Origin of the sequence: Streptomyces sp. SN-593 (assembly GCF_016756395.1) — a bacterium.
GTDB classification, from domain to species: Bacteria; Actinomycetota; Actinomycetes; order Streptomycetales; family Streptomycetaceae; genus Actinacidiphila; species Actinacidiphila reveromycinica.
Map to the genome: position 1 here is coordinate 5,916,686 of NZ_AP018365.1, position 24,922 is coordinate 5,941,607.

The window sequence follows — 24,922 nt, forward strand, 5'->3', positions numbered from 1 at the left end:
GTCTAGTATAGATACTGCCACTCACTAATTATGAAGGCAGGGGTTACGGTGCCCACTCTTCCCTGGACGATCCCGAATCCGGCCGCGCCGAACACCACCGAGGCGTTCGTCATGGCCTCCCGGTTCGAGGTGCGCTCCGCCAAGGACGTGCCGCGCTTCTTCGCGAAGTCGCTCGTGGCGTGGCGCCAGGTGCGGTCCGCCCGGGGGGCGCTGGGTGCCTCGCTGATCGCCCAGCCGCTGAAGCGCACCTTCTTCACGCTCTCGGCCTGGGACGACCGCGACTCGCTCTACGCCTTCGCCAAGACCGCACCGCACCGCGACATCATGACGAGCCTGCGGCCCACCTGCCGGGACTCCACGTTCACCTTCTGGACCGTCCCGGTCGGGCAGCTCCCGATCACCTGGGACGACGCCAAGCAGCACCTCGCCGAGCAGGCGCGGGCCGACGCCGCCAAGAGCGCCGCCGGCTGACCCGGTAGCCACCGGGTCCGGCCACGCCCGCCGCCGGCCCGTCGCAAGGGAAGGGCATCGCCCGGGGGCACCGCCCCGCGGCCATGCCGCCCTGCCCGAACACCCGGTCCGGGGTCCCCCGTCCCCGGGCCGGGACCCAACACCGGTCGGCCGTGGCGCCGACACCTGCGAAGGAGTGTCATGAGCACGATAAATGAGGAGGGCGTGGCGTTGCCCTCCGCGGAACCCGGAGCCGGCGGCCGCGCCATGCCGCTCTGGCTGACGATCGCCGCGTGCAGCGTGCCCATGTTCATGGTCGCGCTCGACAACCTCGTCGTGTCCACGGCGCTCCGCACGCTCGCGGTCAAGCTCGACGCGTCCAGCACGGACCTCCAGTGGTTCGTGAACGCGTACGTCCTCAGTTTCGCCTGCCTGCTGCTGACCGGCGCCGCGCTCGGCGACCGGTTCGGCCGCCGGAAGATCTTCCTCGGCGGCATCGTGATCTTCACGCTCGCCTCGATCGGCTGCGGTATGGCGGACACCGCCGGCCAGCTCATCTTCTGGCGGGTCGTCGAGGGCTTCGGCGGCGCGGCCGTGATGCCCCTGTCGATGACGCTGCTGGGCGCCGCCGTGCCGGCCCGCCGGCGCAGCCTCGCGCTCGGCCTGTGGTCCGCCTTCAGCGGCCTGGCCATCGCCATGGGCCCGGTGGTCGGCGGCGCGGTGGTCGACGGCCTCGCCTGGCAGTGGATCTTCTGGATCAACGTCCCGGTCTGCGCGGTCGCCATCCCGCTGGTGATCTTCGTGCTGGGGGAGAGCAAGGTCCCCGACACCCACCTCGACCTGCTCGGCATGGTGCTGGCCACCGCCGGCCTGGTCGCCGTGGTCTGGGGCATCGTCAACGGCCAGCAGGACGGCTGGTCCTCCGGCCGCATCCTCGGCGCCTTCGTCGGCGGCGCGGTACTGCTGCTGGCCTTCCTGGTCTGGCAGCGCCGGGCGGCGCACCCGCTGCTCCCGCTCAAGCTCTACCGGGCCAGGGCGTTCGTGCTGACCAACCTCGTGTCGGCGAGCATGTACTTCGGCGTCTTCGGCTCGATCTTCATGCTCTCCCAGTACCTCCAGATCGCTCCGCACCGCACCCCGCTGCACGCGGGCCTGCTGACCCTGGCCTGGACGCTGATGCCCATGGTGATCGCGCCGGTCGCCGGCCTGCTCACCGACCGCGTCGGCGGCGGGCGGCTGATGGCGCTGGGGCTGTTCCTCCAGGCCATCGGCCTGGCCTGGATCAACCTGGCGGCCTCCGCCGACACCCCGTACTCGCACCTGGTCGGCGGCATGGTCATCGGCGGCGCGGGCATGGGCTTCGTCTTCGCGCCCACCGCCTCGGTGGTCCTCGCCTCGGCCGGGCCGCGGCACCAGGGCCAGGCGTCCGGGGCCAACACCACCGTCCGGGAGATCGGCGGCGCGCTGGGCGTCGCGGTGCTCAGCACCGTCTTCGCCCGCAACGGCAGCTACCTCGGCGGCCAGCAGTTCGTCGACGGCCTCCACCCGGCGACCTGGGTCGGTGTCTGCGTGGTCGTCGCCGGCGGCATCTGCGCGCTGTTCATCCCGCGTGACGTGTCCCCGCCCGCCGAACTGGCGGAGGAGGCCGACGGCGCCGCCCGCGAGGGCGCGAAGACGGCCGGCCTGCGGTCGGTGGCCTCCGCGTCGGACTGACCCGGCGCGGCGCACCGCCGCCGTACCGACCGACGATCCACGTGATCCGCGTGACGCGCCGCCCCCGGACCGGGGCGGCGCGTCACGCGGCCCCGAGCCCCGCTGGAGGCAGACCGTGCGGACCACCGCCCCGTCACCCGGAGGCCCGCGGTGCGGATGACCACCGAACTGCGCCGGGCGTCCGTGCTGCGCTCCGCCGTCCGGGAGTTCTCCGGCGGGGGGTTCCACGGCACCTCTACCGTGGCCATCGCGCGCGGCGCCAAGGTCTCCCAGTCGTACCTGTTCCGCTTCTTCCCGAGCAAGAAGGCGATCTTCCTCGCGGCGTCCGCGCAGTGCGTCGACCAGATCGCGGACAGCCTGCGCGCCGCCGCCCGCGGACTGGCCGGCGACACCGCGATGCGGGCCATGTGGAGGGCGTGGGAGGCGATGGTCGAGGACCGCGCGCTGCCCATGATGCTCGCCCAGACCTGCGCCGCCGCCGCGGGCGACCCGGACATCGCCCGGCACGCGGCCGGCGGCTGGGACCGGCTGTGGGTCGCCGCCGCCGAGGCCAGCGGCATGCCGGAGCCCGACGTCGCCCGGTTCTTCGCCCACGCCATGCTCGGCGTCTTCCTGGTCCCCGTCGACGTGGCCGCCGACCACGGCCGCCACGCGCTGTCGGGCACCTCGGCCGACTTCCGGCACTCCCTTCCGCCCGGGCCCTGCGGGCCGCCCGGCCCCGGCGGCCCCCCGACCACCCCCACCGACACCCGTCCCCGGTACCAAGAGCCGCAGGAGCAAACGTGCCCACCCAGCGCACCCCGATCGGACTGATCGCGGCCGTCTTCATCGGAACCTTCATGGCCCTGCTCGACATGAGCGTGGTCAACGTCGCCCTGCCGGCGATCCAGAGCCATCTGCACGCCTCGGCCACCGGCATCCAGTGGGTGGTGGACAGCTACGTCCTGTGCCTTTCCGCCTTCATGCTCACCGGCGGCGCGCTGGGCGACCGGTTCGGCCGCAAGAAGGTCTTCCTGACCGGCATCGCGCTGTTCACGCTCAGCTCCGCGCTGTGCTCCATAGCGCCCGACATCGGCGTGCTGGTCACCGGCCGGATGCTCCAGGGCGTCGGCGCGGCCGCGGTGACGCCCGGCGCGCTCTCGCTGCTCGCCCAGGGCTTCCCCGACCCGGCCCGCCGGGCCCGGATGATCGGCCTGTGGGGCGCGTGCAGCGGTCTCGCGGTGGTGCTCGGACCGGTGCTGGGCGGGCTGCTCACCGACCACCTCGGCTGGCGCTACATCTTCCTGATCAACCTGCCGCTCGGCGTCATCGCGCTGGCCGCCGGCATCAAGGGGATCGCCGAGTCCTCCGACCCGGTGCACGCCGCCGCCGACCCGGTCGGCCAGGTGCTGGGCGTCGTGTGGCTCGCCGCGCTCACGTACGCGGTCAACGAGGCCGGCCGCAAGGGCTGGACGTCGACGGAGATCCTCTCCTTCTTCGCCCTCGCGCTGGTCGCCTTCGTGGTGTTCGTCGTCGTGGAGAGCCGTACCGAGCGGGCGATGCTGCCGGTCCGGCTCTTCCGCAACGCCCGCTTCGCGACCACGAACGCGGCCTCGTTCGTGCTCGGCTTCGGGGCGTACGGCACGTTCTTCCTGCTGTCGCTGTACCTCCAGGAGGTGCAGGGCGCCTCGGCCTCGATGGCCGGGGTGAAGTTCCTGCCGTACTCCGCGACCATCGCCCTCGGCTCCACCCAGGCCGGGCGGCTGACCGCGCGGTTCGGACCGCGCTGGATCATGGTGGCCGGATACGGCCTGATCAGCGTCGGCCTGCTCGGCCTGCTCGGGCTCAGCCCCACCTCCGGCTACCTGACGGTGGGCCTGCTCTTCGCGGTGCTCGGCCTCGGCATGGGCCTGGCCATCACCCCGACGAACGCCACCGCCATGTCGGCCGTCCCGCGCCAGCGGTCGGGGGCCGCCGCCGCGACCATCAACGCCAGCCGGCAGGCCGGCACCGCGCTGGGCATCGCCGCGCTCGGCTCGCTGCTCAACGCGCGCGCCGCCTCGGTCGTCGCCGACCGCCTCGGCGGCAGCGTCACCGACGCGGACCGGCACGGCATCGCGCACGCCGTGGTGGCCGGGCACGGCCGGGTCCCGAAGGGGCTGTCGCTCGGCGCCCACACCGTCAAGGGGTACTTCGACGACGCCTTCGTGGCGGGGCTGCACCGGGCGCTGCTCGTGGCGGGCGTGGCGACCGCGGTCGCCACGGCGGCGGTCCTGGTGCTGCTGCTGATCTCCGCGGACACCGCGTCCGCGCCGGCCGCCGCCCCGGCACCGGCTCCCGGCCCCCACCCGGCCCGGCCGGCGGGTCCCTCCGAGTGAACCGGCTCGCCGCAGCCGGCGGTGCGGGCGTTCCGTGCCCGGGTGGGCCGGGCACGGAACGGCCGTAGCGAACCGCCGCGGCCGGAGGGCCCGCGCGGCTGCGGTGGTGCGGTGCACGTCCGCCGGGGGCGCGGGGGCGCGGGGGGCGCGGGCCCGTTTCGGCCCGTTTCGGCCCGTGCCCGGCGGCCCGATGGCCCGACGGCGCAGCCTTGGGCACCGGGCCCGACACCGGCTTACGGAAGGGCGTGCCACGGCCGCGGGGGATGCGGGTCCAGCGCGGGAACGCCGCCCGCCGCGGGCCGGGCCCGCGAGGGACGGCGGCCCGCGCGCCTGCTCGGCCGGTCGGGGTCCGCGGACCTGGTGTGCGTCCGCGGGTCGCCGGGCCGGGTGCGCCGACCGGAGCCGCTGGGCTCAGCGGCCCGTGCTGCGGGCGGTCGGCGGCCACACGGGCGGGCGGCGGCGCCGGGTGAAGCCGACGATGTCCTCGGCGGTGATCATCCCGACCACGCGCCGGTCCGCCAGCACCAGGATCGGACGGCCCGCGGTCGTCACCGCGTGGTCGAGGATGTCGGTGACCTGGTCGTCCGGCCCGGCCAGGGTGCAGCTCTCCAGCGGCGCCGCGATGGCGCGGACGCGCACCTCGCCGCGCTTGGCGGCGGGCACCCTCCGCAGCGCGGGCAGCGCGACCACCCCGCTGGGCCGGCCGTCGAAGTCGGTCACGGGCACGACGGGCTGACCGGCGGCCCTCGGCAGCGTCTCCGCCACGAAGCGGTCCACCGTCTGCCAGTCCTGCCCGGTGGCCACCGGACGCATCGCGTCGGCGGCGCGCAGCCCCCGTACCGCCTCGAACAGCACCGAGCGGCGCAGCTCCGAGGACGCGGCCATCAGCACGAACAGCCCGATCAGCGCCAGCCACAACCCGGATGCGCCGCCCGCCAGGAACCGCACCCAGCCGCCGGCGATCATCAGCCCGCCGGCCACCTGGCCGCAGCGCGCGGCGACCCGGGCGGCTTTCTCGCGGTCGCCGCGCAGCCGCCAGACCACCGCCTGGAGCACCCGGCCGCCATCCAGTGGCGCCGCGGGGACCAGGTTGAATCCGGCGAGCAGGACGTTCGCCCAGCCGGTCCACGCCAGCAGCGCGCCCACGAGCGTCCAGTGCAGGACGTCGCCGGCCAGGACGGCCGCGCCCAGGCCGAGCCCGCCCAGCAGCAGGCTGGTCAGCGGGCCGGCGGCGGCGATCCGCCCGGCGTCGCGGGCGGTGGCCGCGGTCCCCATCCGGGTCACCCCGCCGAGCGCGAAGACCGTGACGTCCTCCACCTCGACATCGGCCCGGCGGGCGACGAGGGCGTGCGCCGCCTCGTGTGCGACCAGGCTGACCAGGAGCAGCAGCGCGCCGACCACGGCGAGCCCGTTGTAGGTGCCGCCGGAGTGGCCGGGCGCCCAGTCCGGCAGGACCCCGCCGGCCAGCCCCAGGCTCAGCACGACGATCAGCAGCGGCGCGCTCCAGTGCACCCGCAGCGGCACACCGGCGATCCGGAACAACGGTGGCGATCCGTTCATCGCGCCTCCCAGGCCCGTTTCCCGGCGGGCGCCCCCGCGATCCGGCGGGACGGCGCCCTCCCCTTCCAGTCTGCTCTCCCGCGGCCGCCACCGACGTCCACGCGGTGACCTGCGGGTTCGCTCCCGGCACCGTCGGGAGCGGAGCACACTGGGAGGAACAGGGCGAGGAGACGAGAGGTGGTGACCGGTCGTGCGTTCCCGGTTCGCGCCCGACTGGCGGCTCACCGTGCGGATGCTGACGGTGGTCTTCCTGCTGGGCCTGGTGTTCGTGGCGTTCGTCGCGGTGCTGATCGCGTTGCTGAAGTCCGTCGTGGTCGTGGTGGTGATCGCGGTCGGGGTGCTGGCCGCGCAGTACTGGTTCTCCGACCGGATCGCGCTGTTCGCGATGCGCGCGCACGAGGTCACCCCGCAGGAGCAGCCCGAGCTGCACGGCGCGGTGGACCGGCTGTGCGCCCTGGCGGACATGCCCAAGCCGCAGGTGGCCGTCTCGGACATGGACCTGCCGAACGCGTTCGCCACCGGCCGCAACGCCGACCACGCCGTCATCTGCGTGACCACGGGCCTGCTGCGGCGCCTGGAACCCGGCGAGCTGGACGGGGTGCTGGCCCACGAGCTGTCGCACGTCGCGCACCGGGACGTCGCGGTGATCACCGTCGCGTCGTTCCTGGGCGTGCTCGCCGGGCTCGTCGTGCGCTTCGCCTTCTACTCGCAACTGTTCGGCCGGGACAGCCGGGACCAGAACACCGCCCTGCTGCTCACCGCGGTCATGGCCGTGTCGGTGGTGGTGTACGGGCTGAGCTTCCTGCTGATCCGCGCGCTGTCCCGGTACCGCGAGCTGGCGGCCGACCGCAGTGCCGCCGAGCTGACCGGGCGGCCCTCGGACCTGGCGTCCGCGCTGGTCAAGGTGAGCGGCACCATCGCGCGTATCCCCACCGAGGACCTGCGGACGGCGCGGGCCCTCAACGCCTTCTTCTTCAGCCCCGCGCTGAAGGAGGGCTCGGCGCTGGCGACCGTGTTCTCCACGCACCCGAGCCTCCAGCGCAGGCTGGACGCCCTCGCGGAGATCTCCGCCGGGATGGGCCTGCGCGCCTGACCCGCGGGACGACCGGGGACGCGCAGTACGGTGGACAAGGTGGCGACTGCCAGTCGGTGCCCGAGGACGGGTGGCGCCGGCGCGGGTCGGAAGCGAGGTACTCGGACGATGGAAGCCCACCGTATCGACCGCATGGTCTCCCAACTGCGCGCGCGGGACGTCATGGCCCATCGGACCGAGACCGGGGTGTACAGCTTCGGCATCCGCGTCGTCCTGGCCGACGGCAGCGAGGCCCTGTGGACGCCCGGCGGTCCCGCCGGGCTGGACGCCCAGGTGATCCGCGACGGCGTCCTCATCGGCTGCATCCCCCACATCCCGGGGTCCGAGCGGTTCACCGACGAGCAGGCGGTCGAGGCGATCGCCACCGCCCGCTACACCGAGGACGGGCTCTACCCGACCGACCGGACCTGACGCCTTCCCGCGGGTCCCGGCCCTTCACAGCCCCGGGGCCCGGGGCTTCCGGCTCCTCCCGGCTCCTTCCGGCCTCGCGCCCCTACGGGCCCGCGCCCCTACGGCCGCTGCGCCCGCCGGCCGGGGGCGGCCGCGTCGTCGGGGAGGCGGGTGACGGCGAGCAGGGCGGCGTCGTCGGCGAGGCGGCCGCCGGTGTGGTGGAGCAGGTCCTCGCGCAAGTGGAGCAGCAGCGACTCCGGACCCAGCGCCGGCGGGAAGGTCGCCAACCGCTCGGCGAGCGGGTAGAAGACGCCCTGCCGCGAGCGCGCCTCGATCAGCCCGTCGGTGTAGAGCAGCAGCGTGTCGCCGTCGCCGTAGGCGACCTCGTCGGCGTGCACCCCGACCGCCGGCAGCAGTCCGGAGCCGAGGGGCGGCGAGGGCGCGGTGCAGTCGGGCTCGGTGATCCGGCCGTCCGCGCCGATCACCACCGGCGGCGGGTGGCCGCAGCTTGCCATGCGGGCCGGTCCGCCGTCGTCCGGCAGCTCCAGCACCAGCGCGGTGGTGAAGTGCTCGCCCGGGTCCTGCCGGCTCTCGGCGACCTCCTCCATGTCCCGGGTGACCCGCTCCTCCAGCGCCTCCACCAGCGCGGGCAGCGTCTCGCAGTACCGCGCGGTCTCCCGGAAGGAGCCCAGCACCGCCGACGCCTCGGCGATCGCGGGCAGCCCCTTGCCGCGGACGTCCCCGATCAGCACCCGGCTGACGTCCGGGCGCCGGCGGGTGACGGCGAAGAGGTCGCCGCCGATCTGCGCGTCGTCCTCGGCGGCCAGGTACAGCCAGGCGATCCGCAGCGGCCCGACGCGCTCCGGCGGCGGCCGCAGCAGCACCCGCTGCGCGGTCTCCGCGACCAGCCGGACCCGGCTGAGCTGCCGGCCGCGCCGCTCGCGGACGTAGCTGAAGAAGACCAGCAGGACCGAGAGCACGACCAGCGCGACCAGCGGCCACACGTGCATCTGCGTGCTTCCGCGCTTGGTGACGGTCGCCGCGAGGATCTGGGCGCCCAGCGCCACGAGCGCGATCACCGCGGTGCGCCGCGGACCCGCGAACGACGCGGTCAGCGCGGGCGCGATCACGAGCATCGGGCTGAGGTAGACCTCCTTCGGCGACACGGCGTCGGCGACGGCGATCAGGACGACCAGCGCGAGCGGGACCACGATCGCGAGCGGCGGGGTCCGTTCCGTGAGGTTGTCCAGCCGCCGCAGGTCCATACCGGAGATCCTAGGCTTTTCGCCGCATCATGCCGCTCATCGGGCCATCGGTGCGTTCGTGACGATCCGCTGGCCGCCGCGACCCGGAGCCGCGACCGGGTGGGCGGCGGGCGGTCGGCGGTGGGGTGTCGCGGCGGTCGGGCGGTGCGGCGGGGCTCAGTTCGTCGGGCCGCAGGCGGTGGTGGAGGCGCGCTGGACGCAGACCGCCATGAGGTGGCCGGGGCCGTCGTAGTACCAGTTGCTGTGGTGGTAGCCCGCGGTGGTGATCTGCTGGGTCTCGATCACGTCCGCGCTGTTGTCCGCGTCGTCCTGGATCCACACGGAGCAGCCCACGGAGTCGCCCTCGGTCTCCCAGCGCATGTAGTCGTGGGCGGGGGAGCCCTGCAACTCGACCTCCTGGACGACGGCGCAGCCCGGTACCGGGAGCGTGTCGGTGCCCTCGAACCGGGGGGTGGCGGCGGCCGTGCCGGTCGCGGCGCCGGCCGGGGCCGCGGCCGCCGCGAGCGCGCCGCCGGCGAGGAGCGCGGTGGCCGCCAGGAACGTCGCGGCCCGCCGCGTACCGGTGCCCGTCATGCTCTTCCCCCTCCGCGCGCCGGGCGGTCCGGCGCAGCCGGGCAGCAGCGTAGCGCGGGCCTGGTGGCGGCGGCCGCGTGCGAACCGCCCCGGCCCGCCGCCCGGTGAGGAGGGCGGCGGAACGGGGCGGCGGGGTGCGGACGGGAGGGTCTCCCGCGCGCCGGCCTAGTAGGGGCCGTTGACGTTGTCGATGGAGCCGTACACGTGGAACGCGTAGTTGCACGCGGCGACGATGTTGGCGACCGGGTCGTAGATGTCGGTCGAGGTGCCGGCCACGTGGTAGGCGTCGAACGTCGGCTGGATGGTCTGCAGCAGGCCCTTGGACGGGGTGCCGGCGGCCGCGTTGGAGTCCCAGAGGTTGATGGCGTTCGGGTTGCCGGAGGACTCCCGCATGACGTTGCGGTAGATGCCGTCGTAGGTGCCCGGGATGCCGTTCTGCTTCATGATGGCCAGCGCCTCGTTGATCCAGCCGTCCAGGTTGTCCGGGTACGTCTGGGTGGCGGTGGTCGTCGTGCTGGACGACGTGTCGGAGGCCGTGGTGGAGGCCGGGGACGTCGTGGCGGCGGGGCTCGGCGCGGCGGCCTTCGGCGCGGCGGACTCGGGCTTCGCCGTCGTCGCCGTGCCGGTCGGGAGCTTCAGCACCTGGCCCGGGTGGATGATGTACGGGCTGTGGAGGCCGTTGGCCCGCGCGATCGCGTGCCAGCCGCCTGGGGAGTTGTGCGCCCGGGCTATCGCGATGAGGTAGTCGCCGGTCTTCACCGTGTAGTCGGTGAAGGTGGAGTGGCGCTGGCCGTGCGTGGCGTCCGCGGTCTGCGGCGCGCTCTTCGCGGCGGACGGCTCGGCGGCCTGGGCCGTGCCGGACAGCGCCGCGCAGGCGATGGCGGTGAAGGTGCCGGCGACGACGGCGCCGCGGGTCGAGAACAGCCGCTTCCTCAGGGACTGAGTCGAGTTCGCCGAGCGGTTCTGGGCGTGCTTGGGCATTGCTGCGGACCTCTTCCACGATTGCTTGTCAGTGGTGGTCGGCCCCCCTGTTCATTCCGACCCGCAATTCATTCGGTGATGCGCTGTGGCGAGCACATTGTTAGCAGCCGATAAAAGGGTCCACAATTACCCTCAGTGCTAAGCCGCTTAGTAGACGGCTTTGTTTTCCGAGGGTCCCGGGGTTCCGTTCCCCGTCATCACGGGGAAGCGGCGCCGGTGAATGCACTAAGCGGCTTCGTAGGTGATGTACGTCCTATGCTGTGCATCACGTGTGAGCGCCCTGAACGCGAACGCGGCGTGAGGAGGCGGTCACGGAAGGTGCGGGCGCGTTCCCTTCTTAACAATGTCTTAGACGGCTAAATGGCGCCAAAGTCCCTCATGGCGTCGAAACGGACATAAAGGGGCGTCCTCCGTCGGCGGTATGGGCGATTTGGTGGGTTATGGTGCCGCTGTGGATTTCTGCGAACGCGGCGCGGGCGCGCGAAGAAGGGCGGGCCGTCCCGGCCCGCCCTTCGCGTGTCCGTGAGTGGCGCGGTGTCCGCGCCCGCTGCTCAGCGCCAGCCGAGCTCCGGTGCCACGCCGGTGAGGATGCTCTCCAGCACGTGCGTGTTGTACTCGACGCCGAGCTGGTTGGGGACGGTCAGCAGCAGCGTGTCCGCGGCCTGGACGGCCTCGTCCTCGGCGAGCAGCTTCACCAGCGCCTCGGGCTCCGCGGCGTACGACCGGCCGAAGATCGCCCTGGTCGTGTCGTCGATCATGCCGACCTGGTCGCGCGAGTCGCGGTCGTGGCCGAAGTACGCCCGGTCCCGGTCGTCGGTGAGGGCGAAGATGCTGCGGCTGACCGACACCCGCGGTTCCCGGGTGTGGCCGGCCTCCCGGTACGCCTCCCGGTACGCCTCGATCTGCTTGCGCTGCTGGACGTGCAGCGGCTCGCCGGTCTCGTCGTCCTTCAGTGTGGAGCTTTGCAGGTTCATGCCCAGCCGGCCGGCCCACACCGCGGTCGCGTTCGAGCCCGAGCCCCACCAGATCCGCTCGCGCAGACCCTCGGAGTGCGGCTCGACGCGCAGCAGCCCCGGCGGGTTGGGGAACATCGGCCGCGGGTTGGGCCGCGCGAACCCGTCGCCCTCGATCACCTTCAGGAACGTCTCGGTGTGCCGGCGGGCCATGTCCGCGTCCGTCTCACCCTCGGCGGGGGAGAAGCCGAAGTACCGCCAGCCGTCGATCACCTGCTCCGGTGAACCGCGGCTGATGCCGAGTTGCAGCCTTCCGCCGGAGATGAGGTCGGCGGCGCCGGCGGTCTCGGCCATGTACAGCGGGTTCTCGTAGCGCATGTCGATCACGCCGGTGCCGATCTCGATGGTCGAGGTCCGCGCGCCGATGGCGGCGAGCAACGGAAACGGGCTGCCCGCCTGCCGCGCGAAGTGGTGCACCCGGAAATAGGCGCCGTCCACGCCGAGTTCCTCGGCCGCGACCGCCAGATCGATCGACTGGTGCAGGAAGTCGGCGGCCGACCGGGTCCCGGAGTGCGGGTTCGGCGACCAGTGCCCGAACGAGAGGAATCCAATCTTCTTCACACCCGCGCAAGCGCACGCGGCTCCCGTTTGATTCCCGCCGGGCCGGGCCCGTTTATCCGCGGCCGCCGAACAGGCGGCCGATGCCGATGCCGATGCCGATGCCGATGCCGATGCCGATGCGCGTGTGGGTGCGGGTGGGGGCGCGGGAACCCGACAGGCGCCGGGGCGGCCGGGCGGACCCGAGCGGACCCGAGCGGCCGGGCGGACCCGGCGGGCGTCAGCCCGCGCGGCGGGTGCGGTCGGGGGTCTCGGAGGACCCGGGGGACCCGGAGGGCTCGGCCCGGGACCCGGGAGCGGAGGAGGGCTCCGGCCGGGAGCGGGGCCGGGCGGGGGCAGGGGCGGGGGCGCCCACCGCCTCGCCCAGCGCCTTCAGGCCCGCGACCAGTGCCCGCCGGGCCTCCGGCTCCATCAGCTCCATGGCCTGGTGGAGCGCCTGCTCCCGGCGGTGCCTGATCGCCTGGAGGTGGGCGGCGCCGGCCTCGGTGAGTTCCAGCTCCACCTCCCGGCGGTCCTGCGCTCCCGCCGCCCTGCGCAGGAACCCGGCCGCCTGGAGGCGGTCGCACATGCGGGTGACGGAGGGGGCTGCCGCGGACAGGCTCCGGCCCAACCCGGACAGGTTGATGCCGGGCTCGCGCTCGATGACGTACAGCACGCGGGTCTGGGCCGCGGACAGCGGGGCGGTGCCGAACTCGCGGCGTCCCCGCTCCCAGGCGGCCTGGAGGAGCTCCAGTACCTCTCCGACCTCGGACACGGTGGGAGAGGTGTGCTGGTGCACAGCGGCCGGGGCCTCGTTCATGTGACACTCCCGAGTGAGCCGTTCGGGCTCGTTCCTTCTGTTCGATCCAGCAGTCGCCTGGACGACGATATGTCAACGAAAGTAGGACCGATAGCGTTGGAAAGACCCGGGACGGTCGAGGGCCGCCTCCGCGAGGCCTCGCCTCACGAGATCTTCGAGGTGATCCGCTCCACGATCGAGCAGCGCCACCACGCCCTCGCGGTGGAGCTGCTGATGGCCGACTACGAGATGACCAGGCTGCAGCCTGTGGAAACGCTGCCGCACACGCGCCCGCCGCTGCCGGTGCACGAGAGTGCCCCCGGCCGGGCCTTCGGCGCCCAGGAGCCGTACTGCGTGCCCGACGCCACGGCCGGCACGGTCGCTGTGCACCTGCCGGTCAGCGTCCGCGGCGACCGGCTGGGCGTGATGAGTGTCACGCTGCCGGACCCGAAGGGCGACGGGGCGGCGGCCGGGACGCTCGGGGACCTCCAGGCGTGCGCCGACGCGCTGGCGCACGAGCTGGTCGTCGCCGGGCGGGACACCGACCTCTTCCTCCAGGCCCGCCGTGCCGAACGGCTCACCCTGGCCGCCGAGATGCAGTGGCAACTGCTGCCCGGCTGCGCGTGCTCCCGGCCCGAGTACAGCCTCGGCGCCCAGTTGGAGCCCGCGTACGCCATCTTCGGCGACAACTTCGACTGGTCCTCCTCCGCCGACCACCTGCACCTCACCGTGAACAACGGCATGGGCGAGGGGATACAGGCCGCGCTCCTGACGAACCTCGCGGTCAGCGCCCTGCGCAACGCGCGCCGCGCCGGGCTGTCCCTCAGCGACCAGGCCTACCTCGCCGACCAGGCGATCTACGGCCAGCACCAGGGGGACCAGTACCTGTCGGCGCTGCTGCTGCGCTTCCACCTGCCCACCGGGAACGTGGAGATCATCGACGCCGGCTCGCCCCGGATATGGCGGGTGCGCGGGGGCACCGTCGAGATGATCGAACTGGAGGCGCAGAATCCCCTGGGCATGTTCGACGACACCGTCTACCGGCCGCAGAGCTTCACCGTCGCCCCGGGGGACCGCCTGCTGTTCATCAGCGACGGCGTCTACGACGCGCTCTCCCCGGGCGGCGAGAAGTACAGCCTGCGGGCGCTGGCGCGGTCGATCAACGAGACCCGCCTGCTGCCGGCCTCCCAGGTGCCGCGGGCGATCCTCAAGGCCCTGCTGGGCCACCGCGGCGACGGCCCGGCCGCGGACGACGCCATGGTGCTGTGCCTGGACTGGACCGGTCGCCCCGCGCAGGGCTGACCGGCCCGCGCGGGGCTGACCGCCCCGCGGGGGAAGCCGCTGCGGCAAGGCGGGGAGGCGGCCGCGAAGGGTTCGCGCGCCCCGCCGGAAGCCGATCCGCGCTGCTGCCAGGGGCATTCGGGACGCCCCTGGCAGCAGGCCCTTCACCGGACCCGCACGCGGGGGCGGGTTGTGTTCGTCCCCGCCGGTGAGCGATAGTTGCCGTACGGCAAATGATTCGCCTCCGCGGAAAGTTGGTGCGGCTCGCCACGTGCGGGCCCCGTTCATGACCTCTATCGAGGGAAACCCCGTTGCAGGAGCCGGGCCGGGCGCCACGTCCGGCCTGTGGGCTCTGGCCCCCTACCCCGTGCTCGTCGCCGATCCCGCCGGCACCGTGGTGCGGGCCAACTCCGCCGCCCGGTCGCTGCTGCACCGGGCGGAACCCGGGGCGAGCATGCAGGACGCCGTGCCGGGCTGGCTGGCCCGCGCCCACTTCGAAGCGGTGCCCCGCACCCGGGTGCCCGCGGACCCCCGCGCCGACGGCGCCGTGGCCGCTCCACCGGTGGCGGGCAGGATCGGGGACCGCCGCTACGAGGCGTACCCGACCGCGGGCGAGGCGGGCGAGGTCGTCTGGTGGATGATCGACGGCACCGACCGGCGGCGCGCCGAGCAGGCCCTGACCGCCGAGCGCGAGCGCACCGGCTTCCTCGTCGAGGCGTCGAACGTACTGCTGGCCTCGCTCAACCCCGACCGGTGCATGGCCGCCACCGTCAAGCTGGCCGCCGAGCACCTGGCCGACGCGGCCGTCGTCGTGGCGCCCCCGGCCCGCGGCAAGCTGCTCACGGTCTCCGCCGTGGCCGGCCGGGAACCGGTCCGCGAGCTGATCGCGGCCGACCCCGCCGGCCTGCCCGGCCTCAGCGAGGCGCTGGCGGGCTTCCCGCCCCTGCCCTCGCGGTGGATCGACGGCGCCCTCCTGCCCGACTGGCTGCGCCCCGAGGGCCTCACCGGCCCGATCGGTTCGGTCGTCGTCACCCCCCTGCCCGGCCACGGGGTGCCCGCCGGAGCCCTGATCCTGCTGCGCGCCAGCAATCCCGGCGGGTTCAGCGAGAGCGAGGAGGTCTTCGCCCGGCTGTTCGCCGCCCGGGCGGGCGCCGCGCTGTCGGCCGCCCGCCTCTACAGCGAGCAGAGCGCGATCACCCAGACCCTGATGCGCGAGCTGCTGCCCCCCAAGCTCCAGCGCCTGAACGGGATCGAGTTCGCCGGCGGCTACCGCCCCGCGGAGAGCGGCGAGCGGGTGGGGGGCGACTTCTACGACGTACACGCCGGGCCCGGCGAGGAGGACCCCTCGCTGGTGGTCCTGGGCGACGTCTGCGGCAAGGGCCTGGACGCGGCCGTGCTGACGGGCAAGATCCGCAGCACCCTCCAGGCGCTGTCCCCGCTGGGCGACGACCACCTGCGGATACTCGAACTCCTCAACGGCTCCCTGCTCAACTCCCACCACACCCGCTTCGCGACCATGGTGCTGGGTTCGGTGCGCCGCGTCGGCAACGAGGTGCGGCTGCGGCTGACGTCGGCCGGCCACCCCGCGCCGCTGGTGGTGCGCGTGGACGGCGCTGTCGAGGAGGTGCCCACCCGCGGCACCCTGATCGGCGCGCTCCCGGCCGTCGAGGCGCGCTCCGCCGAGGTCGTCCTGCAACCGGGCGAGACCTGCCTGCTGCACACCGACGGCTTCACCGAGGCGCGCGGGGGCCCGCTCGGCAGCGAGATGTTCGGTGAGGAGCGGCTGCAACGGGCCCTGTCGGAGTGCGCCGACCTGCCCGCGGAGGCGGTCGTCGAGCGGATCCAGATGCTCGCGTTCCAGTGGCTGCACGACGGCAGCCACGACGACATGGCCCTCGTCGCCATCAGCGCCCCCCGCACCAACCATCTCAGTGCGGTGGACGGGCACACTCGGGGCAGATACACGATATGACCCTGGAACTCGCCACACCGGACCCGCTCTCCGCGGTACGCGACCGGTTGTGGGACGCGGTGACCGGCCGGGACGAGCACCTCGCGGCCGGGCTCGTCTTCGGCGCGCTGGACGACGGCGTGGACCCGGAGACGGTCCTGCTGGACCTGCTGGCCCCGCTCCAGGCGAAGGTCGGCACCGAGTGGGCCGCCAACCGGCTGACCGTCACGCAGGAACACGCCGCCAGCGCCATCACCGAACGCGTCATCGCCGCGCTCGCCCACCACCCGGCCGCCCGGGTCACCCCCCACCGCGGCCGCGTCACCGTGGCCTGCGTCGACCAGGAGTGGCACGCCCTTCCCGCCCGCCTCCTCGCGGAGGTCCTGGTGCTGCGGGGGTGGCAGGTCGACTTCCTGGGCGCCCAGGTGCCCACCCCCCACCTGATCGCCCACCTGCACGCGGGCGGGTCGGAGGCGGTCGCCCTGTCCTCGTCGGTCCCCACCCGGCTGCCCGCCGCCCACGCCGCGATCACGAGCTGCCAGGCGATCGGCCTGCCGGTCATCGTCGGCGGCGCGGCCTTCGGCCCGGACGGCCGCAACGCCCGCCTGCTCGGTGCCAACGCCTGGGCGCCCGACGCCCGCGAGGCCGCCCGGCAGCTCGCCGCGGGCATCCCCGCACCGGACCTGGCCGCCGGGCGGCAGCAGATCGACGACCTGCCGCACCTCGCCGACCAGGAGTACACGTTCGTCGTCCGCGGCCAGCAGGTACTGGTCAAGGAGGTCCTCGCGCAACTGGAGTCCCGGTTCCCCGCGATGGCCGCGTACACCCCCCAGCAGCGCGAGCACACCGCCGAGGACCTCGTGCACATCGTCGAGTTCCTCGCCGCGGCCCTCTACTGCGACGACGACGAGCTGTTCGCCTCCTTCATCACCTGGACCGCGGGCATCCTCGCCGCCCGCCGTGTCCCGGCCCGGTCGCTGCGCCCCGCGCTGGACGTCCTGGCCGCCGAACTCAGGGACTTCCCCCGGTCCGTCCGGCTGCTCGACGCCGCCCGCCGCGCGCTGGACACCGTCTCCCCGCCGACCCCACCCCACCCCGGAACCCATCCGGGAAAGGACCCCGGAGCACCAGCGTGACCCTGCCTCATGTCTCCTTCTCCGTGACCGTCGAGACCGGCACGGGCACCGCCCACCTGCACATCGCCGGCGACCTGGACTACGACACCTGCGACGCGCTGGTCCAGCACGCCGTGCGCTGCGTCAGCAGCCACCCGGACCTGCGCGACCTGCACCTGGACTTCGCCCACCTGCGGTTCTGCGACTCCTCGGGGCTGTCCGCCCTGCTGATGGTGCACCGCACGACCGCGGCGGGGAACATCGAGCTGCACCTCGACAACGCGCCCGCCTCGCTGGAGCGCGTGCTCGCCACCACCGGAGTGCGCGGCCTCTTCTCACCTCCCGCCGCCTCCGACCGGCGGGCCGGGAGCCCCCGTCCCCCCACCGGTCCCGGCGGCCCGGCGTAGGGTTTCCGGTGCCCGCGGGAGCGGGCCGAGGAGTGCGGCGGACCACGGAGGGCAGGGGGCCGGTTCATGACCGAGGCGTTGGTGCTGGGCGGTGGAGGGGTCGGCGGGATCGCCTGGACGACCGGGTTGCTGGCGGGACTGGCCGACGCGGGCCGGGACGTCAGCGGCGCCGGCCTGGTCGTGGGCACCTCGGCGGGTTCCACCGTCGCGGCCCAGTTGGGGAGCGGGCTCGCGTTGGGGGAGCTGTACGCACGGCAGGTCGAACCGGGGCTCCAGGCGGCGGAGATCCCCGTCGAGGTGGACCTGGAGGCATATGCCGCGGAGTTCGGCCGGCTGCTGGGCGGCGCGAAGAGCGTGCTGGAGATGCGGCGCGCGGTGGGCCGGTACGCCCTGGACGCGCGGACCGTGCCGGAGGCGGAGCGGCGCGCGGTGATCGCCTCGCGGCTCCCGTCGCCCGCGTGGCCCGCGGACCGCACGCTGCGGATCGTCGCGGTGGACGCCGGCACGGGGGAGCCGGTGGTGTTCGACCGGGCGTCGGGTGTGGAACTGGTGGACGCGGTCGCGGCGAGCTGCGCGGTGCCGGGCGTGTGGCCTCCCGCGACGGTCGGCGGGCGCCGGTACATCGACGGCGGCGTCCGCTCCCCCGACAACGCGGACTACGCGGCGGGCGCGTCCCGGGTGCTGGTGGTGGTGCCGCTGGGCGAGGCCGAACTGTTCCCCACCGAGACGCCGCTGCGCAAGGCGGTGGCCGACCTGCGCGCGGCCGGCGCCGAGGTGGCGGTCGTCGCGCCCGACGAGGCGTCGCGGGCGGCGATCGGCGTGAACCCGCTGGACCCGGACACCCGCCGCCCGGCCGCCGAGGCGGGACGGGCGCAGGGGCGCGGCACGGGGATCGCGTGGAGCCGGTCGTAGTCCGGCGGGCCCGTCGTCCCGGGCCGCGTACCGCGCCTCCCGGCGCGGCACACGGCCCAGGTCCGGTGAAGTGGCGGCTCAGAAGCCGCTGTTGCCGCTGCCCCGGTTGACGGTGTAGTTCCCGGGGTTGTTCAGGCCGCCCGAAGCGGCCCCGGTGACGGTGGTGTTGGACACGCTCATGCTGCCGGTGACGTTCTCGATGTCGAAGCCGTAGCTGCCGGCGCCGGTGATCGTGTCGTGGTCGAAGGACAGGTTGCCGATCTGCCGGCCGCTGTCGAGCAGCACGGCCTGGTGGAGGCTGTTGAGCAGGGTGTTGCCGTCGACGGTCAGCGGCTGGGTCATGTCGCTGACCACCGCGTGGATCCACAGTGCGCCGATGTCGTAGTCGTTGTTGTACTCGTGGGAGCCGGTGCGCAGCAGCAGGTTGTCCAGGACGGCGGTGGGCCCGCCGAAGCCGCCGCCGAACTGGGTGCTGACCTTGATGCCGGCGCCGAAGGCGACGGTGTCGCTGATCACGTTGTCCCGCACGGTGTTGCCCGAACCGCCGTAGACGCCCACGCCGTTGGCCTGGATGGGACTTTGCAGGGTGTTGTCCGCCACGGTGCAGTCGGCGACGTCGCCGCCCTCGGTGTCCAGGGCGACGGTGTCGTCGCCGGTGTTGCGCACGCTGGACTGCTCGACGCGGGTGCCGGAGCTGCCGCCGTGCACGTGGACGCCGTCGGCGAACACGTCGCGCACCCGCAGCCCGACGGCGTCGAGTCCGGTGCCCGGCACCGCCCACAGCCCGACCTTGGTGTGCTCCATCCACACGTCGAAGATGAGCGAGCCGGAGGTGAAGGTGCCCTCGATGGCGGCCGCGCCCGAGTCGTTGTTGCGGAAGGTCTGGTCGCCGGAGACGGTGAGGTCGGCGATCAGGTTGCGGCCGCCGGTCGCGTACAGGCCGCCGGAGCCGTTCTCGGCGGTGGACCGGAGGGTGGTCCACCACTCGCCCGCGCCGCGCACGGAGACGTTCGCCAGGTTGATCCGGCCCGAGACGGTGTAGGTGCCGGCCGGGAACCACAGGCCCTTGCCGGTGCCGGACAGCGCGCTCAGCGCGCTGTTGATCGCGGAGGTGGCGTCGGCGGAGCTGTTCGGGGTGACGCCGTAGTCGGTGACCGGCACGTATCCGGCGGGCATCGGGTAGGCGGCGTCGACGAGTTCGGTGTCCACGGTGTCGATCGTGTACGAACTCGCCGTGTCCGCCGCGTCCTTCTGGAGCTTCAGTACGGTGCCGGCCGGCCAGGTGGTGCCGCTGAGCGCGCGGACCTCGTCGTAGACGTGGTGGCCGGAGCCGTCGCCGGGGGAGTTGGTGTCGTAGTACCCGGCGCCGTACAGCCAGGAGTACTTGTTGGTGAGGGTGAGGTCCTGGACCTTGGTGGAGCCGGCGTACAGGGAGAGCGGGTAGGTGGTGGCGGACCCGGAGGCGGTGTCGGGCACGGAGTAGCGCACCACGACGGAGTTGGCGGGTTTGGTGAGGGTGAACCGGACGTACTGGCCGGTGGACCTGAGCTGCACCGCGCTGCGGCCGGTGGACTCGGCGGCGGTGGACGGGTAGCCGGTGCTGGTGGCCAGCACGGTGCCGTTGGTTGTGGCGTCGGCGGCGCGGTACTCGGTGTAGGGCAGGGTGGCGCCCTGCGTGGCCAGCGCGGTGCCGCCGTCGACCGCGACGTTGTCGACGGCCACGTTCCCGGAGTCGCCGACGTCGGTCTGGACACCGACCAGGTTGAGGCCCGAGCGCAGGGTGACGGTCTTGGAGACGTAACTCCAGCCGCCGGCGGCCGGCAGGGTCAACTGGCCGCTCTTCACTCCGTTGAGGTAGAGGGACACCGTCTGGGGCGAACCGGTGGAGTTGGCGTAGCCGACGGCGACCGGGTAGCTGCCGGCCGTCGGGACGCTGGTGTCGACGACGGCCTGCGCGCCCTGGGCGGTGAAGCCGGTGAGGTAGCCGCCGCCGGTGTAGCCGGGGAGGGCGGTGGCGACGGAGGGGCCGCCGGTGAAGAAGGCGGTGGACGCCTGGTACACCTGGCCGGGCGGGGTGCCGCCGGTGCTCCCGCCGGTGCCGCCGCCGGCGGGGGAGCCGACGGTGACGTTGTCGAGGTTGACGTTGCCGCTGTCGGAGGTGTCGTAGCGGTAGGCGATCGTGTTGCTGCCCGAACGCAGGGTCAGCGTCTCGGACCTGGTGGTCCAGGTGTTCCAGTCCGAGGTCGCCGGCAGCGAGGTGTCCAGCGCCTTCGTGCCGTTGACGTAGACGGCGAGGGTCTGGGTGACGGTGCTGCCGTTGGCGTACCGCAGCGTGACGGGGGCGGCCCCGGCCGAGGACGCGGTGACGGTGAGGGTGGCCGCCGCGGTGCCGCGGTTGCCGTCGGTGAAGCCGGCGACGAAGCCGCTGCCGGTGTAGCCGGTGTGGTCGGTCGCGACCACCGCGCCGCCGGACAGCGCGGCGGACTCGGCCTCGTAGCCGGTGGACGCGCCCGCGGCGGCGGCGTGCGGGGCGGGCCAGGCGAACAGCGCGGTGAGCAGGGCCGCCACCGCCAGCAGGGCGGTCGGCAGGGCCCGGGACAGGGGGATGCCCCGAGGGTTTCCGGACATGGGGGTACTCCGCATCGGGAAGGGGGTGGCTGAGCAACGCGCACCGTAGACCCGCGCCCACCCCGATGCAATGGAAGACGCGGAGGCGGGAAAACTCCGACAGGGACGTGGAAATCACTTGCTGAGCCGGCGCATGCGGCCTGACCGGGGCATACGCCCGCGACCGCTCCCGACCGTTTGCGGAGCGGTGGAACGCGGCGGTGGTTTCGCGTCGGTTTCTTGCCGGGACCTGCTCGACGGACAGGCCCTACGACCTTTCCCCCGCTGCGGGCGGGGGCGCGGTGGAACTGCGGACCACGAGTTCGGGTTCGTGGAGGAGTTCCTTGGGGGTGGGGTTGTTGCCGGAGATCTGGTTGGCGAGGAGGGTGACCGCGGCGCGTGACATGGCCTCGATGGGCTGCCGGAGGGTGGTCAGCGGTGGATCGGCGTAGTTCATGAAGGCGGAGTCGTCGTAGCCGACCACGGAGAAGTCCCCGGGGACGGTGAGTCCTTTGCGGCGGGCGGCGCGGACGGCGCCGAGGGCGAGGACGTCGCTGCCGCAGATGAGGGCGGTGACGCCGGCCGTGATGAGGTCCCCCGCCACCGCCTGGCCGCCTTCGAAGCTGAACAGGGCGTGGCCGATGGGGTGGTGGCCGCGGCCGTCGGTTGCGGTGAGGGCGGTGAAGGCGGCGGCTTTGCGGCGGGAGGGGGTGTGGTCGGCGGGGCCGACCATGAGGCCGATCCGGCGGTGTCCGAGCGACGTGAGGTGCGCGTACGCCTGCTGCACGGCGGCCGCGTCGTCCGTGGACACGTGCGGGAACCCCGGCAGGTCCACGGCGGCGTTGAGCAGCACCACCGGCACCCGGCGCTCCAGCAGCGCCGCGTGCTCCTCCGGGGTGAGCCCGCCGCAGAACACCACGCCGGAGACCTGCTGGTCGAGCAGCATCGTGACGTACTCCGCCTCCGTCAGGCCGCCCGCCGAGCGGGTGCACAGCACCGGGGTGAAGCCGAGCTGCACCAGCGCGCCGCCCACCACCTCGGCCAGCGCCGGGAAGATCGGGTTCTGCAACTCGGGCATCACCATGCCGACCAACCGGGCCCGCACCCCGCGCAGTTGCGTGGGCCGTTCGTATCCCAGCACGTCGAGCGCGGTCAGCACCGCCTGGCGGGTCGCGTCGGAGACACCGGGCTTGCCGTTCAGCACGCGACTCACCGTCGCTTCGCTGACGCCCACCTTCTGGGCCACTTGCGCGAGTCTGCGGGTCATGAGCGCACTATAACGGCACGACCGGTCGACTTTATGCGCGATGTTTGCGCTTCTTGCCTTGGCGAACTCTCGTCAGGTCGCCTTTTTGCGTAAATTGGTTTACGTATTGCAGACCTGGTGCGTGGGACATAACTTGTGCCACACCTCGGGGGCAGCGGACCGCTCCCCGCACCCCCACCCCACCCACCACCAGGGACGATCCATGACCGGTAACCCGGCGGGCAGCAGAGCCCGCACCGTCCTCGCCGTCACCGCGGCGGCGACGCTCGCCCTCACCGCGAGCGGCTGCGACAGCTCCTCCGGCACGTCCGCGTCCTCGGGCGGCGTCGTCACGATCACGGTGAACGACGAGCCGGCCAAGACCGACCCGGTGAACCGGAAGTTCTTCCTCGCGGACGTGGCAGCGTTCGAGAAGCTGCACCCGAAGATCAAGGTGGTGCCGCACGAGGGCCAGATGGACCCGCAGACCTTCGCCGCGAAGCTGGCGGGCGGCCAGTTGGAGAACGTCTTCTACGTCTACTACACCGACCCGGCCGGGCTGATCGCCAAACACCAGGCCGCCGACATCACCCCGTACCTGTCGGCCTACCCGGCCGCGCAGCAGGTCAAGTCCACCCTGCGCAAGGTGTTCCAGGACGCGGACGGGCACACCTACGGCCTGCCCGAGGGCAACTACTCGATGGGCCTGGTCTACAACCGGGCGCTCTTCCGACAGGCTGGCCTCGACCCGGACGCCCCGCCCACCACCTGGGCCGAGGTCCGCGCCGACGCGAAGAAGATCGCCGCGCTCGGCCACGGCATCACCGGGTACGGCGACTACAGCAAGGCGAACAACGGCGGTTGGCACTTCACCGCCGAGATGTACTCGCTCGGCGGCGACGTCGCCAAGCAGCAGCCCGACGGCACCTGGAAGGCCGACTTCGACAACGCCACCGGCCGCACCGTCCTGACGCAACTGCACGACATGCGCTGGACGGACGACTCCATGGGGCAGCGCCAACTCCTCCAATGGGCCGACCTGCTCCAGATGATGGGCGCCGGCAAGCTCGGCATGTACCTCGCCACCGCCGACAACATCCCCACCATCGCCTCGCAGTACAAGGGCGACCCGAAGGACTACGGGCTCGGCCCGATCCCCGGCGGCAAGGGCACGCTGGCCGGCGGCGGCGGGTTCATGTTCAACCCGAAGGACACCCCCGACCAGATCCGGGCGGGCGTGGCCTGGACGATGTTCAAGTACGAGAACCCCGACCGGATCACCTCCGGCGACCAGCGGGCCGCCGCCGCGAAGCAGCCGGTCGGCCTGCCCGAGCCCAACATCTGGACCGGCGCCGCCGCGGCCGCCAAGACCGCCGCCGACAAGAAGCTCGCCAACGAACCGGTGCAGAACTACGCCCCGTTCCAGCAGGCCCTCCCCGGCATCCCGCTGGACCTGGAGCCGCCGCAGGCCCAGCAGGTCTACGCCGTCCTCGACACCGTCATGGCCAAGGTGCTCACCCAGAAGGACGCGGACATCGACGGCCTGCTCAAGGACGCCTCCCGGCAGGTCGACTCCCTCCTGGCAGCCCAGCAGTAGCCCGCAGGGCCGCGCGCCGCAGGCCGCAGGCCGCCGAACGCCCGTCCGCGGGCCGCGCCCCCCGCACCTGACCGCCCGGGGAGGCGGCCCGCGGGCGCCGACGAAGGAGACGACCCCGATGGCGACTTCCCTGGCGCCGCACCGCTCCCGCCCCCCGACCGCCCGGAACGGGCGGCGGACCGCCCCGCGCGGCGCCCGCAACGCGCGGCTGCGCCGGCGGCTCGCCGACAACGCGATGGCCTACACCTTCATGGCCGCGGGCATCCTCTGCTTCGCACTGTTCTCGTGGTACCCGCTGGTGCGCGGCATCGTCCTCAGCTTCCAGCAGGACAACCTGATCACCTCGCCGCAGTGGGTCGGCCTGACCAACTACCGGCACCTGTTCGCCGACCCGCTCTTCCTCACCGCCTGGAAGAACACCGCCGAGTTCACCGGGCTGGCGCTGCTGCTCGGCTACGCGGTGCCGTTCGCGGTCGCGGTGCTCCTCAACGAACTGCGCCACTTCAAGGCGTACTTCAGGGTCGCGGTCTACCTGCCGGTGATGCTCCCGCCGATCGTCAGCGTCATGCTGTGGCAGTTCTTCTACGACCCGGGCGGCGGCCTGTTCAACACCGCGCTGCGCGGCGCCGGCCTGCCGACCTCGCAGTGGATCCAGTCCCCGCACACCGCGATGATCTCGCTCGTGCTCGTGTCGACCTGGGCGAACATGGGCGGGGCCACCCTGATGTACCTCGCCGCGCTCCAGTCCATCCCCGGCGAGCTGTTCGAGGCCGCCGAACTGGACGGTGCCGGGGTGTGGGCCCGGCTGCGGCACGTCACGATCCCGCAGATGCGCTTCATCATGCTGGTCCTGCTGCTGCTCCAGATCATCTCCACCATGCAGGTCTTCGTGGAGCCGTTCCAGCTCACCGGGTTCACCGACCCGTCGACGATCACCGTGATGACCCTGATCTACCGCTACGCCTTCGCCGTCAACAACGACTTCGGGCTGGCCGCGTCGATGAGCGTGCTGCTCTTCGTCGTGCTCGGCGTCTTCGCCGCGCTCTACCTGCGGCTGACCCGCGAAGCGGACTAG

General features: G+C 73.2%; 21 protein-coding genes. 13 read left to right on the forward strand and 8 right to left on the reverse strand.

The window, feature by feature from the left end; genetic code table 11:
- The first annotated feature begins 48 nt into the window (after positions 1-48).
- The 4 genes from RVR_RS25205 (at position 49) to RVR_RS25220 (ending at position 4,520) form a co-directional block, all read left to right on the forward strand.
- Positions 49-471, forward strand: coding sequence for a DUF3291 domain-containing protein (locus tag RVR_RS25205; RefSeq protein WP_202236204.1), 423 nt, complete (start codon positions 49-51; stop codon positions 469-471).
- 180 nt (positions 472-651) lie between these two features.
- Positions 652-2,163 carry a DHA2 family efflux MFS transporter permease subunit gene (locus tag RVR_RS25210; protein WP_202236205.1) on the forward strand — a complete coding sequence of 504 codons (1,512 nt, stop codon included), beginning with the start codon at positions 652-654 and terminating at the stop codon, positions 2,161-2,163.
- A gap of 156 nt (positions 2,164-2,319) precedes the next feature.
- Positions 2,320-2,976, forward strand: coding sequence for a TetR/AcrR family transcriptional regulator (locus RVR_RS25215; RefSeq protein ID WP_202236206.1), 657 nt, complete (start codon positions 2,320-2,322; stop codon positions 2,974-2,976).
- Positions 2,946-4,520 (forward strand): MFS transporter, encoded by a 1,575-nt coding sequence (locus RVR_RS25220; RefSeq protein WP_202236207.1) that lies wholly within the window; start codon positions 2,946-2,948, stop codon positions 4,518-4,520. The genes RVR_RS25215 and RVR_RS25220 overlap by 31 nt, the downstream gene beginning before the upstream one ends.
- A 411-nt stretch (positions 4,521-4,931) precedes the next feature.
- Here the strand turns inward: RVR_RS25220 and RVR_RS25225 are convergent, their stop codons facing one another.
- A complete protein-coding gene (locus RVR_RS25225) occupies positions 4,932-6,080 on the reverse strand; it encodes a site-2 protease family protein (RefSeq protein ID WP_202236208.1) in 1,149 nt (382 codons plus the stop codon).
- Between the two features lie 190 nt (positions 6,081-6,270).
- Here RVR_RS25225 and htpX point away from each other — a divergent pair, with 190 nt between their 5' ends.
- Together htpX and RVR_RS25235 are read left to right on the forward strand one after the other, a co-directional pair.
- Complete coding sequence (gene htpX, locus RVR_RS25230; RefSeq protein WP_202236209.1) at positions 6,271-7,173, forward strand: zinc metalloprotease HtpX; 903 nt, start codon at positions 6,271-6,273, stop codon at positions 7,171-7,173.
- Positions 7,174-7,281: 108 nt separating this feature from the next.
- Positions 7,282-7,584, forward strand: coding sequence for a hypothetical protein (locus RVR_RS25235; protein WP_202236210.1), 303 nt, complete (start codon positions 7,282-7,284; stop codon positions 7,582-7,584).
- A gap of 98 nt (positions 7,585-7,682) precedes the next feature.
- Here the strand turns inward: RVR_RS25235 and RVR_RS25240 are convergent, their stop codons facing one another.
- The 5 genes from RVR_RS25240 to RVR_RS25260 form a co-directional block, all read right to left on the reverse strand.
- Complete coding sequence (locus tag RVR_RS25240; RefSeq protein WP_202236211.1) at positions 7,683-8,828, reverse strand: PP2C family protein-serine/threonine phosphatase; 1,146 nt, start codon at positions 8,826-8,828, stop codon at positions 7,683-7,685.
- A gap of 156 nt (positions 8,829-8,984) precedes the next feature.
- Entirely contained in the window at positions 8,985-9,401 is a 417-nt protein-coding gene (locus tag RVR_RS25245; protein WP_202236212.1) for a hypothetical protein, read from the reverse strand.
- Positions 9,402-9,566: 165 nt separating this feature from the next.
- The gene (locus tag RVR_RS25250; protein WP_202236213.1) at positions 9,567-10,382 is read right to left on the reverse strand and encodes a LysM peptidoglycan-binding domain-containing protein; all 816 of its coding nucleotides are present in this window, start codon (positions 10,380-10,382) and stop codon (positions 9,567-9,569) included.
- 551 nt (positions 10,383-10,933) lie between these two features.
- Positions 10,934-11,956 (reverse strand): LLM class flavin-dependent oxidoreductase, encoded by a 1,023-nt coding sequence (locus RVR_RS25255; RefSeq protein ID WP_202236214.1) that lies wholly within the window; start codon positions 11,954-11,956, stop codon positions 10,934-10,936.
- A 217-nt stretch (positions 11,957-12,173) separates the two neighbouring features.
- Entirely contained in the window at positions 12,174-12,752 is a 579-nt protein-coding gene (locus RVR_RS25260; RefSeq protein ID WP_202236215.1) for a MarR family winged helix-turn-helix transcriptional regulator, read from the reverse strand.
- A gap of 96 nt (positions 12,753-12,848) precedes the next feature.
- Here RVR_RS25260 and RVR_RS25265 point away from each other — a divergent pair, with 96 nt between their 5' ends.
- The 5 genes from RVR_RS25265 (at position 12,849) to RVR_RS25285 (ending at position 18,397) form a co-directional block, all read left to right on the forward strand.
- On the forward strand, positions 12,849-14,033 hold the full coding sequence (locus tag RVR_RS25265; RefSeq protein ID WP_202236216.1) for a PP2C family protein-serine/threonine phosphatase: 1,185 nt from the start codon (positions 12,849-12,851) through the stop codon (positions 14,031-14,033).
- A gap of 265 nt (positions 14,034-14,298) precedes the next feature.
- Entirely contained in the window at positions 14,299-15,984 is a 1,686-nt protein-coding gene (locus RVR_RS25270; RefSeq protein ID WP_202236217.1) for a SpoIIE family protein phosphatase, read from the forward strand.
- Complete coding sequence (locus RVR_RS25275; protein ID WP_202236218.1) at positions 15,981-17,099, forward strand: cobalamin B12-binding domain-containing protein; 1,119 nt, start codon at positions 15,981-15,983, stop codon at positions 17,097-17,099. Before RVR_RS25270 ends, RVR_RS25275 begins: the two co-directional genes overlap by 4 nt.
- Positions 17,096-17,485 (forward strand): STAS domain-containing protein, encoded by a 390-nt coding sequence (locus tag RVR_RS25280; protein WP_202236219.1) that lies wholly within the window; start codon positions 17,096-17,098, stop codon positions 17,483-17,485. The genes RVR_RS25275 and RVR_RS25280 overlap by 4 nt, the downstream gene beginning before the upstream one ends.
- A gap of 66 nt (positions 17,486-17,551) precedes the next feature.
- Entirely contained in the window at positions 17,552-18,397 is an 846-nt protein-coding gene (locus RVR_RS25285; protein ID WP_202236220.1) for a patatin-like phospholipase family protein, read from the forward strand.
- A 78-nt stretch (positions 18,398-18,475) separates the two neighbouring features.
- Here RVR_RS25285 and RVR_RS38685 read toward each other — a convergent pair whose 3' ends face one another.
- Positions 18,476-21,025, reverse strand: coding sequence for a right-handed parallel beta-helix repeat-containing protein (locus RVR_RS38685; RefSeq protein ID WP_272933108.1), 2,550 nt, complete (start codon positions 21,023-21,025; stop codon positions 18,476-18,478).
- A 247-nt stretch (positions 21,026-21,272) separates the two neighbouring features.
- Positions 21,273-22,271, reverse strand: a complete 999-nt coding sequence (locus RVR_RS25295; protein WP_202236222.1) for a LacI family DNA-binding transcriptional regulator — start codon at positions 22,269-22,271, stop codon at positions 21,273-21,275.
- 202 nt (positions 22,272-22,473) lie between these two features.
- Between RVR_RS25295 and RVR_RS25300 the strand changes: the two genes are divergently transcribed.
- Both RVR_RS25300 and RVR_RS25305 read left to right on the forward strand, forming a co-directional pair.
- Entirely contained in the window at positions 22,474-23,847 is a 1,374-nt protein-coding gene (locus tag RVR_RS25300) for an ABC transporter substrate-binding protein (protein ID WP_202236223.1), read from the forward strand.
- A 118-nt stretch (positions 23,848-23,965) separates the two neighbouring features.
- Positions 23,966-24,922 (forward strand): carbohydrate ABC transporter permease, encoded by a 957-nt coding sequence (locus RVR_RS25305; RefSeq protein ID WP_202236224.1) that lies wholly within the window; start codon positions 23,966-23,968, stop codon positions 24,920-24,922.

What these genes read in the sequence shown, in the direction of transcription:
- RVR_RS25210 (WP_202236205.1), top strand. Translation starts at nt 652, where the DNA reads ATGAGCACGATAAATGAGGAGGGCGTGGCGTTGCCCTCCGCGGAACCC.
- RVR_RS25215 (WP_202236206.1), top strand. Translation starts at nt 2,320, where the DNA reads ATGACCACCGAACTGCGCCGGGCGTCCGTGCTGCGCTCCGCCGTCCGG.
- RVR_RS25225 (WP_202236208.1), bottom strand. Translation starts at nt 6,080, where the DNA reads ATGAACGGATCGCCACCGTTGTTCCGGATCGCCGGTGTGCCGCTGCGG.
- RVR_RS25235 (WP_202236210.1), top strand. Translation starts at nt 7,282, where the DNA reads ATGGAAGCCCACCGTATCGACCGCATGGTCTCCCAACTGCGCGCGCGG.
- RVR_RS25240 (WP_202236211.1), bottom strand. Translation starts at nt 8,828, where the DNA reads ATGGACCTGCGGCGGCTGGACAACCTCACGGAACGGACCCCGCCGCTC.
- RVR_RS25245 (WP_202236212.1), bottom strand. Translation starts at nt 9,401, where the DNA reads ATGACGGGCACCGGTACGCGGCGGGCCGCGACGTTCCTGGCGGCCACC.
- RVR_RS25250 (WP_202236213.1), bottom strand. Translation starts at nt 10,382, where the DNA reads ATGCCCAAGCACGCCCAGAACCGCTCGGCGAACTCGACTCAGTCCCTG.
- RVR_RS25260 (WP_202236215.1), bottom strand. Translation starts at nt 12,752, where the DNA reads ATGAACGAGGCCCCGGCCGCTGTGCACCAGCACACCTCTCCCACCGTG.
- RVR_RS25270 (WP_202236217.1), top strand. Translation starts at nt 14,299, where the DNA reads ATGACCTCTATCGAGGGAAACCCCGTTGCAGGAGCCGGGCCGGGCGCC.
- RVR_RS25275 (WP_202236218.1), top strand. Translation starts at nt 15,981, where the DNA reads ATGACCCTGGAACTCGCCACACCGGACCCGCTCTCCGCGGTACGCGAC.
- RVR_RS25285 (WP_202236220.1), top strand. Translation starts at nt 17,552, where the DNA reads ATGACCGAGGCGTTGGTGCTGGGCGGTGGAGGGGTCGGCGGGATCGCC.
- RVR_RS38685 (WP_272933108.1), bottom strand. Translation starts at nt 21,025, where the DNA reads ATGTCCGGAAACCCTCGGGGCATCCCCCTGTCCCGGGCCCTGCCGACC.
- RVR_RS25295 (WP_202236222.1), bottom strand. Translation starts at nt 22,271, where the DNA reads ATGACCCGCAGACTCGCGCAAGTGGCCCAGAAGGTGGGCGTCAGCGAA.
- RVR_RS25300 (WP_202236223.1), top strand. Translation starts at nt 22,474, where the DNA reads ATGACCGGTAACCCGGCGGGCAGCAGAGCCCGCACCGTCCTCGCCGTC.
- RVR_RS25305 (WP_202236224.1), top strand. Translation starts at nt 23,966, where the DNA reads ATGGCGACTTCCCTGGCGCCGCACCGCTCCCGCCCCCCGACCGCCCGG.